Source organism: Phaeobacter sp. S60, from assembly GCF_000826845.1.
GTDB classification, from domain to species: Bacteria; Pseudomonadota; Alphaproteobacteria; order Rhodobacterales; family Rhodobacteraceae; genus Phaeobacter; species Phaeobacter piscinae.
In genome coordinates, this window is sequence record NZ_JSWJ01000003.1 from 324,798 (window position 1) to 335,591 (window position 10,794).

The following is a 10,794-nucleotide window of genomic DNA, read 5'->3' on the forward strand; positions in this document are numbered from 1 at the left end:
ACAAGCACATGAAAGTAATTATTTGTGGCGCAGGTCAGGTCGGCTGGCAGATCGCCCGCCACCTGTCGGGTGAGCACAACGACGTGACGGTGGTGGATAACAACCCTGATCTGGTGCGTCGCGCGACGGATACGCTGGATGTTCAGGGGATTGCGGGGTTTGCCTCCTATCCGGATGTGCTGACCCGGGCCGGGGCGCGGGATGCGGATATGATCATCGCGGCCACCCATTCGGATGAGGTGAATATGGTCACCTGCCAGGTGGCGCATTCGGTGTTTTCCATCCAACGCAAGATCGCGCGGCTGCGTTCCAAGAGCTATCTGGAGGCGATTTACTCGGATTTGTATCGCCGTGACCATCTGCCGATTGATGTGGTGATCAGCCCCGAGCGCGAGGTGGCCGCTGCGGCGATGCAACGCCTGTCGGCGCCGGCTGCTTTTGATACTGAGATGTTCATGGAGGGTGGCGCGCAGCTGCTTGGGGTGCAGATCGACGAGGATTGTCCCGTCGTCAACACGCCGCTGCGCCAGCTGACAGATCTGTTTTCGACCCTGCGGGCCATCGTTGTCGGCATTCGCCGGGACGGCAGCCTATTTGCACCGGAACCGGGCGACCAGCTCTTCGTCGGCGACAGTGCTTATGTGTTTGCCCATGTGGATGATGTGAGCCGCACCATCGAAGTCTTTGGCAAACAACAAAAACGTCAGGATCGTGTGGTGATCGTGGGCGGCGGTAATGTCGGCCTTGAAGTGGCCAAGGCGCTAGAATCCCGCACAGGACGCACGCGCGCCAAGATGATTGAGCGGAACCGCAAATGCGCCGAACGTGCGGCGGAGACGCTGGAACGGACAATCGTGCTGAACGGCGATGGCTTGGATCGCAGCCTTATGATTGAGGCGGGGATAGACCGCGCTGACGCCATGCTGGCTGTGACCGATGACGATAAGGTCAATATGCTGGCAGCTGTGCGCGCGAAGGCCGAAGGCTGCCCTCTGGCCATTGCGCTGATCAATGATCCGACACTGGTGCCGCTGATGGCGCCCTTGGGCATTGATGCTTATATCAACCCGCGCGCCACCACCGTAAGCTCGATCTTGCGCCACATTCGCTATGGCCGGGTGCGACAGGTCTATTCGATCGGCGACGCCGAAGCCGAGGTGATCGAGGCCGAGGTGATGTCGACCTCCCCGATGGCCGGGCAGATGATCCGCGATATCGATTTCCCTGAAGGTGTACTGGTTGGCGCCGTCAGCAAAAACGGTGTTGTGATGCGCCCAACGGGCGGCATGCGGATTGAGGAAGGCGATGTGATTGCCCTCTTCGCCATGGCCGCGGATGTGCCCGAGGTCGAGCGCCTGATGCAGGTCTCGATTGACTTCTTCTAGGATGTCGCGGCACCGCAAACCCTCGCAGGAGAGGACGCGCGGCCTTTTGCGCCTGCCGCTGTTTCTGCTGATCCTGTTGGTGGCAGCGCTGGCGATGTGGGTGCCGGCCATCCACGCGCTGATCCTTGATGATCATCAGACCTCGCGCAGCTTCTTCTACTCTGGCGTTGTGGGGCTGATCGTCGTTGTGCTGGTCGGGCTGTCGATGGGCAACCGCGTGCCGCGCTACAGTATGCCTGGGCAATTAACCTCGCTGCTGGCAAGTTTTGCGGTGCTGCCTGCGTTTCTGGCGGTTCCGGTGCAGGATGCGTTAGGGAATACCAGCTATCTCAACGCATATTTCGACATGGTCAGCGCCATTACCACGACGGGCGCGGATGTATTTGCCGACCCGAACCGGCTGCCGCCCAGCGTACATCTGTGGCGGGCTATGGTTGGCTGGCTTGGAGGGCTGCTGATGTGGGTGGCGGCCTCGGCCATTCTGGCACCGCTGTCGCTGGGCGGGTTTGAGGTTACCGCACGGGGCGAGCCGGGACGCGGCACCGAAACACCGCTGCATATGCAGCGCGCAGATCCCCGTCGCAAACTGGTGGTGGTGACCAAAACCCTGGCGCCGCTTTATGCCGGGCTGACACTGGTGTTGTGGATTTTGCTGATCGTCACCGGTGAGACGGCCCTGGTGGCGCTCGGCCATGCGATGTCGGTTCTGGCCACCTCCGGTATTTCTGCGGTTGGCGGGGCGGAGAATGGTGCCAGCGGCATTGCCGGCGAAATGGTGATGTTCCTGTTCATGTTCTTTGCCCTGTCGCGGCTCACGTTTTCGACCGATACAGTGACCAGTGGTCATAGTCGGTTGGACAGGGATCCTGAGTTCCGCATTGGTCTGCTGATTGTCTTTGGTGTGCCACTGCTGCTGATTTTGCGCCATTGGATTGCCAGTTTTGACGTCGCCACCACCAGCGATCTGGTGCAGGGGCTGCACTCCTGGTGGGGGGCGACGTTTACCGTTTTGTCGTTCCTGTCGACCACTGGGTTCGAAAGTGCCGATTGGGAAACCGCGCGACAATGGTCGGGGCTGGACACGCCAGGCATGATCCTTCTGGGGTTGGCAGTGATCGGCGGTGGTGTGGCAACCACCGCGGGCGGTGTGAAGCTGCTGCGGGTCTATGCGCTCTACCTCAATGGGTTGCGGGAGATGGAACGGCTGATTCATCCCTCTTCCGTAAGCAATGAGGGCAAGGGCAACCGGCGTCTCCAACGCAATGGCGCCTTTGTGGCCTGGGTATTTTTCATGCTGTTTGCGCTGTCGCTGGCAGTGATCAGCATCAGCCTGGCGGCCGTGGGGTCGGATTTTGAGCAGGCGCTGATTCTGACCATTGCGACACTCTCGACCACAGGGCCGCTGACTGAAATCGCAGGGTCCGAACCCATCGCGCTTATCCATCTGACGGCTACCGCGAAGCTGATCCTGTGCTTTGCCATGGTACTGGGACGGCTGGAAACTCTGGCGATCATTGCGCTGATGACACCAAACCTCTGGCGCAGTTGATCAATCATGGTTACCGTGAATGTCATATGAGTAATTTTCGGGTGGAAACTCCGACTATCTGCGTTCATAGTATTCATTAACAGGGCGCTGGTCCGCAGCGCGACAAGAACAAAGGCGAGATAATAATAATGGCTTCGGACAGACAGAATCTTCAGGATGCCTTCCTGAACCACGTTCGTAAAACCAAGGTTCCGGTCACCATCTTTCTGATCAACGGCGTAAAGTTGCAGGGTGTGATCACATGGTTTGACAATTTCTGTGTCCTGCTGCGTCGGGACGGGCAGTCGCAACTGGTTTATAAACACGCCATCTCGACGATCATGCCTGCCCAGCCGATCAGCCTTTATGAAGGTGAAGACGCCTCTTGATGGAGCATGATAGGACGCCCACCCGTGCCTGGGTGGTGCATCCCGATATCAAATCAGACCGCGACCGCCGCGACCCGGTGTCCGCCCTTGCTGAGGGCGTGTCCCTGGCCGAGGCCTTGCCCGACATTGAGGTGATCGGCTCCGATGTTGTGCGCCTGCCAAAGGCGCATGCGGGGATGTTGTTTGGATCGGGTAAAATCGATGAGTTGAAAACGCTGTTTCACGATGAAGAGGTGGAATTGGTGTTGATTGATGGCCCGGTCTCACCGGTGCAGCAGCGCAATCTGGAGAAGGCCTGGAAGGTCAAGATCCTTGACCGGACCGGGCTGATCCTTGAGATCTTCTCGGATCGTGCGCGCACCCGTGAAGGCGTGCTGCAGGTGGAGATGGCGGCGCTCAGCTATCAGCGGACGCGGTTGGTGCGGGCCTGGACCCACCTAGAACGTCAACGGGGTGGGCTTGGCTTTGTCGGTGGTCCCGGCGAAACCCAGATCGAGGCGGACCGTCGTGCCATTGACGAACAGCTGGTGCGCTTGCGTCGTCAGCTGGACAAGGTGGTCAAAACCCGGACCCTGCATCGTGCGGCGCGGGCGAAGATCCCCTATCCGATTGTGGCGCTGGTCGGCTATACCAACGCCGGAAAATCCACGTTGTTCAACCGGTTAACCGGCGCAGAGGTGATGGCAAAGGATATGCTCTTTGCCACATTGGACCCGACAATGCGCCGGGTTCAGCTGCCGGATGGGCCGGAAATCATCCTGTCTGACACCGTTGGTTTTATCTCGGATCTGCCGACGGAGCTGGTTGCGGCCTTCCGCGCCACGCTGGAAGAGGTGCTGGCCGCTGATGTGGTCGTGCATGTGCGCGACATCAGCCATGACGAGACCCAGAACCAGGCCGCAGATGTCGAAAGCATTCTGACCTCTCTCGGGGTTGATGACAGCCGCGCGCGGTTGGAGGTCTGGAACAAGCTGGATCTGTTGGACGATGAACAGGCCGAGGCGCGCCGCCAGCGCGCGGAGCGTGAAGAGGGCATCCACGCCATCTCTGCGATCAGCGGTGAGGGGCTGGAGGATCTGCTTGCGGATATCACCGCAAAGCTGCGTTTGATCCGCCATGAAGATGAGATCACCCTGACATTTGCGCAAGGCAAGCAACGTGCTTGGCTGTTTGAGCAGGATGTTGTGCAAAGCGAAACCCAGACAGAGACCGGGTTCGAATTGACGGTTCTGTGGACCGAAACCCAGAAAAACCGGTTCGCTGCGCTCTAATCAGCGTTTCTGACAGGACATCAAGAAACCCCCGCAGCCCATTCGGTAGCGGGGGTTTTTGTTTTACTGCAGTCGGTTAGGGATGGTTTCTGTCGCGGTCATTCGGTGGCGGTGGCCGGGATTAGGCGCGTGACACCAACGGCGGCCGCGCGGGCCAGATCCTCATCCAGTGACATTGGGATATATTCTCCCCGCCGCCAGAGCTGGGACATGTCGTCATAGTAACGTGACAGGAAGTGCCCGGATTGGCCGGTGGCGATGATGAAGACGGAACTATCGGGATCAGCAAAATCATAGACCCCCCGATAGCCTGCGGCGTGCACATTGCGGAACGGGTGTTTCCCTTCACCGGAGGTGCGCCCCCGTTGCAGTGTATTGTCGCCACCACTTGTGGACTGGCGGATATTCACAAAGACCCGAAGCAGCGGTACATCCCCCAGCACCTCGTGGTTCTGTGTCGCCTGATGCGCATCACCCCAACGCAGTGATTCCAAGGCGTTACCATAGGTCTCTTCGATCCAGATCAGTGCATCGTCCAGCGCCAGACGAGCCAGCTCACTACAGGTTTCAGTGGGGGCGCTTTGGCGGATATCGCACCAGACCGATGCTCCCTCCACATCGCGGAACACCCGCTCGAGGAACAGCGGATCCACTTGCGTAAACTCCGCGGCCAGTGGCCCAAGGTCGTCTGTGATCAGACGTTTTTGCAAAGCCCGCACCCAGGCGGCATAGATCAGCGGCTCTGGCAGATGTTCGTTCATTTCGCCGTTCCACTCCGACAGCAGCGTCAGTGCGATCTGGCGCTGACGCTCACGGGTGCCTTCGGGCGCGGCTTCTCCGGTGAACCACAGATCGGCGCCAATCAGCGGCAACAGGCTGCGGGCGGTATAGGAGACGGTATCCAGCTGTGCCTCGATGAAGCTGTCACGGGTGTGGACCTGCCGGTCCTGCATCAGCTTCTTCCAGCGATTGATGCGCTGGGTATCGCCCCAAGTGTAAGAGACGTGATTGGGAAACGGGCGCTCCAAGAGCTTGTTGTTGGTGTTTCCAAGAATGCCCCCAATGGGGGCGACAAACTCGGGATTGGCAGCATAAGGCGCGCGGCCCTGCCATTGGTTCTCGCTCCGCCAGCCTTGGCTGGGCATCCGGCCCTGGCTCTGATGGCGGGCGTCACGCTGCGGAATGGCGCCAACGGTTTTCAGCGCAACAGTCGTCTTGTCGGCAAGGGTCAGGTTCTGCGAGGGGGCGATATAGCCTTCGCTGATCTCAATCGCCTGAGCCACGGAGTTCGCACGCATCAGCTCAAGCGCGGCGCTGATGGAGGTGTCCTCAGCGCTGAGGCCCGTCCAGCCAAGGCTGACAACGTGACCCGGCGGCGTGATTGCCGCGAGATCAAACAGGGACCGGGGCAGAACCGGGCCATTGTCGGTCCAGCGCAGGGTCAGGGTGACCGGGGTTTCGTCCTTGATATTGATGATTGAGGGGCGGCTGGTGAAGCGCTTGTAACCGTCGGCGGTTTTGTACTCCTCGGCATTGTCGGGGTTCAGCTGTTCGATGAACAGATCCTGATCATCCATATAAGAGGAGGTCACGCCCCAGCCCAGCAGGTCCGAGCGGCCGGAGATGACAGCGGGGATGCCGGGAATGGTGGCGCCGATCACACCGCCTGTGCCCAATTCCAGCCGCGCAAGATACCACACGCCGGGGGCGGTCAGCTCCAGATGGGGATCGTTGGCCAACAGCGTGCCGCCTGCGGCAGACCGACTTGGGGCGGCAGCCCAGGCATTGGACGCGCCTGCCAGCCCACGGGGGGCAATCGGCATGAAGGGCAGGGTCCGGCTGATGTCCGTGCTGGCGCTGGCATGGCGCGGCAGGTCCGGAAACAGCGCCGCATATTCCGGCAGCGCGGCAACACCGTTGCCCGGCGCATCCGGCAGAATATCCTTCAACCGTTCGGGGTCGGGCAACGCCAGAGAGGTACGGGCGCGCAGGATTTCTTCCTGCATATGACCGGAGAGTTTCAGACCCATCAACTTCATCACCGCAATGCTGTCAGCAGGCTGCCACGGCGCCATTGGGACGTTAAAGAGGAACATCTCCGGCGCTCCGCGCCCCAGCGCGTCCTCATTGATTTCCTGCAGGCGTGCGTTGACCCCGGCAGAATAGGCGCGCAGCGCGGTCATGGTTTCGGGGGTCTGGGCGGCGACGGATTGCTGCGCCAGACGATAGATATCGAGGCGGCGGATCAGCGTGTCGACCTGCAGCGTGCGACTGCCGAAGATCTCTGACAGGCGACCCATGGCGGTGCGTCGCATCGTGGTCATCTGCCACAGGCGGTCCTGGGCATGGGCATAGCCGAGGCCAAAATAGACATCCTCGTCGCTGGCGCCATAGCTGCCGAAAATATGCGGCACATTGGCGTTATCACGCACAATTTCCACCGGCGCCAGAAGGCCGGGCAGGGTGATCTCCTTATTGTAGTCCGGTAGTGATTGCGCCGCGAGGAAATAGACCAGTCCAAGCCCCATCACCAAGAGTAGAATCAAAGCGGCGGCAAGGCGCAGAAGCCAGCGAAAGAGAAGTCCCATCGGTGGTGCGTTTCCTCAGATTTTTGACGTTATTGGCCCGGTTACGGCGCAGTTTCTCGCCCTCGCAGATTGCACCGGGCGGCGCGGCTGTTAGGGTGGCGCCAACATAGGACAAGACGCATCAGGGGGAAAGCAGATGGCGAAGGTTGCATTCTTGGGTTTGGGAGTGATGGGCTATCCGATGGCAGGTCATCTGGCCGCTGCCGGACATGAGGTGACAGTCTACAACCGCACCGCAGCAAAGGCGGAAGCCTGGGCAAAGGAGCATACTGGCACCGCCGCTGCGACACCACGGGAGGCGGCAGCGGGCGCGGAGTTCGTGATGGCCTGCGTTGGCAACGACGATGATTTGCGCAGCGTGTGCCTTGGCGATGCCGGGGCCTTTGGTGGTATGGATGCGGGCGCGATTTTCGTGGACCACACAACGGTGTCGGCGAAGGTGACCCGCGAGCTGAACACGGCGGCGGCGGACCTTGGGCTGTCTTTCGTGGATGCGCCGATTTCCGGCGGTCAGGCCGGGGCAGAAAACGGTGTGCTTTCAGTTATGTGCGGCGGCGATCAGGCGGCCTACGACAAGGCCGAGCCGATTATCGCAGCTTACGCTCGGATCTGCCGCCGGATCGGCGAAAGCGGCGCCGGTCAGATGACCAAGATGTGCAATCAGATTGCGATTGCCGGGTTGGTTCAGGGGCTCAGCGAGGCGCTGCATTTCGCCGAAAAGGCCGGGCTGGATGGTCGCGCGGTCGTCGAGGTGATCAGCCAGGGGGCCGCAGGCAGCTGGCAGATGGCCAACCGGCATGAGACCATGCTGGATGACCATTTTGAGCATGGGTTTGCGGTTGACTGGATGCGCAAGGATTTGGGCATCTGCCTTGATGCGGCGGAGGAGACCGGGGCCAGCCTGCCGGTCACCGCTCTGGTCGATCAGTTCTACAAAGAGGTGCAGAAACTGGGCGGCGGGCGCTGGGATACTTCCAGCCTGTTCAAACGTTTGAAGGCGTTTGAGTAAGCAAAAGCACGAAATGATAATGGCCTTTCCTGACGGAAAGGCCATGCTTCCGGCGGGGATATTTTCAGCCAGAAGATAAGTTGGATATTACGGCAGGCGCCCAGGTCGGATCAGGGGATGATCCGGGTATACTTGGTGCCTTCCAGCGTGGCACCCAGGCGCAGGCCTGCCTGACCGAAGACAGCGGCCAGAACCGGGCTGTTCAGCGTATTGGTGTCTGCGGCCAGCGAGTCGCCCTCGTCGCGGATCACATACTCCAGATCGGCGCCTGCGGCCCAGCCGGAGGAGCGGCGGAAGTTGGAGAGTGCGTCCTGCGTCATGAAGAACAGCACATGGGCATATTGCTGGGCGCCGATTTGAAGACCTGCATTGCCCTTTACCGTGGAATAATAGTCGACCGTCACGCCATCAATGCGCAGGGCGCCACGACCAAAGGCACCGCCGACAAAGAAGCCAGCCTCTGTCACCAGCGGCATCACCAGCATGCCGGTTGATTTCTCAGCCAGGGTGACGGCGCCGGGGTACTGGCTGTACATCTGGCTGAGCGTCGCATCGACGCGGGCATCAATGGTGGAGGCGTTGCTGTTTCCGATACCATTGCCACATGCGGCGGTGACACCAGCACCAGCCAGCGCGCTAAGCGCAAAGCCACGCCGGGTCAAACGGGAAGAATAAGAACTGCTCATCTTGGGTTGCCTGTTATCTGGGGCCGGGGCCGCGCGGGGCTATTTTCTCGGCCTGTCACTGTTCAATTGCGGCCAGTTTTCTGGCTCTGCGGCAAGGTATACGCGGAAAGCTGCCGCCTGTCATCACTGAGACAGGTGCAATCAGCGGCTTCCTGCCGGCAATTTTGCGTGATCATTCACCCTGCGGGTCCGGTGGTGCCGCCTATGTCACCTAGCCATTCAGCAGTCGCGCAGCTGCCGGTGCGTAATAGGTCAACACCCCATCACAGCCTGCGCGTTTGAAGGCCATCAAGCTCTCCATCATGATACGCTCGCCATCAATCCACCCGTTCTGGGCGGCGGCCTCGATCATCGCGTATTCGCCAGATACCTGATAGGCAAACGTAGGCGCGCCGAAAGTGGATTTCACCCGTTGGCAGATGTCGAGATAGGCAAGACCGGGTTTGATCATAACCATATCTGCGCCCTCGGTCAGATCGCGTTCGATCATGCGCAGGGCCTCATCAGTGTTGCCGGGGTCCATCTGATAGGTTTTCTTGTCGCCCTTCAGCGCGCCGGAGGCACCGACGGCGTCACGGAACGGGCCGTAATAGGCAGAGGCATATTTGGCGGCATAGGAGAGGATGGTGACATTGCGGTGACCTGCGGCCTCCAGCGCGCGGCGCATGGCTCCGATCCGGCCATCCATCATATCCGAAGGACCGATGATATCGGCACCGGCATCGGCCTGGGCCACTGTCATCTTCACCAGCGCCTCGACGGTTTCGTCATTGACGATCTCACCGTCCACCACATAGCCGTCGTGCCCGTTGATATTATAGGGATCCAGCGCCACATCGGTCATCACCGCTATACCCGGCGCGGCGGATTTAATGGCACGAATGGCCCGGTTCACCAGGTTGTCCGGGCTCCAGGCCTCGGCGCAATCCTCGGTTTTGAGCGCGGGGTCGGTATAGGGAAACAGGCAGATCGCCGGGATGCCAAGGGCCTGCGCCTCAATCGCGGCGTCCACCACCTTGTCGATGCTGCGACGGGTAACGCCGGGCATGGAGGGGATCGGCTCCTCAATCGCGTCGCCATCGCGTACAAACACCGGCCAGATCAGATCGTCGCTGGTCAACGTGGTCTCGCGCACCAGATTGCGCAGGGCAGGGGCGCTGCGCAAACGGCGGGGGCGGGCAGCGGGAAAAGGGGCGACGGTCGGCTTCATCGGGTCCTCGCAGATCAGGGGTGCGATCCGGCGAGCGGTCGCAGTTGACCCTTTGGGTGACATGGAATGACGGCGGCGACAAGTGACAGATTCGCCGCGCCATGGCCCCCCATCCTCTGGTCGGACGGGGCCACCCCTTGTGCCGGCGCGCGACGCAGGGGATATAGGGGCGCACAGACTGGACGAGAGAAGGGCCGCGCAGTGGATCTGTTTCATACCTTGACCGAGCTGATTGATCTGCGGTCCTTTTCCAACCTGTGGTACTGGATCGCGCTGGCCGTGGTCTGGTCCTCCGCGAGCCATTGGGTGATGGGGGTGCCGTTTGACATGGTCTATCGTGCCCGCAAGCAAGGCGGGCAGGCTGCGCTGGATCTGGAGGCCATCACCCGCGTCAATGTGAACCGGATGATGTATATCACTGAGGTGTCGGGCCATTGGGTTCTGGGGATGACCTGCTTTGTGCTCGCGATGCTGGGGATGCTGGGGTTCTACTATGGGGTGGAATTTGCCCAGGCGGTGTTTCTTCTGGCCTTTCCCATGGCGATCGTCGGCCTAATTAACTGGAGCTCGGCGCGTCGCATCCATCGAGAGGGGCTGGCGGGGGAAACCCTGGCCCGGCAACTGACCATCACCCGGTTGTTCATCCAGCTGGTGGGTATGGTCGCGATTTTTGTGACCGCGCTTTGGGGCATGTATCAGAACCTGCAGATCGGGTTCCTCGGCTAATT

9 protein-coding genes are annotated in these 10,794 nt (G+C 60.5%); 6 read left to right on the top strand and 3 right to left on the bottom strand.

Translation table 11 applies throughout. The features are described 5' to 3' along the window. The first annotated feature begins 8 nt into the window (after positions 1-8). The 4 genes from trkA (at position 9) to hflX (ending at position 4,573) form a co-directional block, all read left to right on the top strand. On the top strand, positions 9-1,385 hold the full coding sequence (trkA, locus tag OO25_RS03095) for a Trk system potassium transporter TrkA (RefSeq protein WP_024097341.1): 1,377 nt from the start codon (positions 9-11) through the stop codon (positions 1,383-1,385). Position 1,386: 1 nt separating this feature from the next. Next, complete coding sequence (locus OO25_RS03100) at positions 1,387-2,934, top strand: TrkH family potassium uptake protein (protein ID WP_040169012.1); 1,548 nt, start codon at positions 1,387-1,389, stop codon at positions 2,932-2,934. A 128-nt stretch (positions 2,935-3,062) separates the two neighbouring features. Then, the gene (gene hfq, locus OO25_RS03105; RefSeq protein ID WP_008204623.1) at positions 3,063-3,302 is read left to right on the top strand and encodes an RNA chaperone Hfq; all 240 of its coding nucleotides are present in this window, start codon (positions 3,063-3,065) and stop codon (positions 3,300-3,302) included. After that, a complete protein-coding gene (gene hflX / locus OO25_RS03110; protein ID WP_040169016.1) occupies positions 3,302-4,573 on the top strand; it encodes a GTPase HflX in 1,272 nt (423 codons plus the stop codon). Before hfq ends, hflX begins: the two co-directional genes overlap by 1 nt. Before the next feature lie 98 nt (positions 4,574-4,671). Here hflX and OO25_RS03115 read toward each other — a convergent pair whose 3' ends face one another. Beyond that, positions 4,672-7,161, bottom strand: coding sequence for a penicillin acylase family protein (locus tag OO25_RS03115; RefSeq protein WP_040178414.1), 2,490 nt, complete (start codon positions 7,159-7,161; stop codon positions 4,672-4,674). A 136-nt stretch (positions 7,162-7,297) separates the two neighbouring features. Between OO25_RS03115 and OO25_RS03120 the strand changes: the two genes are divergently transcribed. After that, a complete protein-coding gene (locus OO25_RS03120; RefSeq protein WP_040169019.1) occupies positions 7,298-8,170 on the top strand; it encodes an NAD(P)-dependent oxidoreductase in 873 nt (290 codons plus the stop codon). Positions 8,171-8,280: 110 nt separating this feature from the next. Here the strand turns inward: OO25_RS03120 and OO25_RS03125 are convergent, their stop codons facing one another. After that, positions 8,281-8,856: a YSC84-related protein gene (locus OO25_RS03125; protein ID WP_040178416.1), complete on the bottom strand. Its 576-nt coding sequence runs from the start codon at positions 8,854-8,856 to the stop codon at positions 8,281-8,283. Positions 8,857-9,067: 211 nt separating this feature from the next. Continuing rightward, positions 9,068-10,066, bottom strand: coding sequence for a porphobilinogen synthase (hemB, locus tag OO25_RS03130; protein ID WP_040178725.1), 999 nt, complete (start codon positions 10,064-10,066; stop codon positions 9,068-9,070). Positions 10,067-10,267: 201 nt separating this feature from the next. Here hemB and OO25_RS03135 point away from each other — a divergent pair, with 201 nt between their 5' ends. Next, entirely contained in the window at positions 10,268-10,792 is a 525-nt protein-coding gene (locus OO25_RS03135) for a hypothetical protein (RefSeq protein WP_040178417.1), read from the top strand. Positions 10,793-10,794 lie beyond the last annotated feature (2 nt).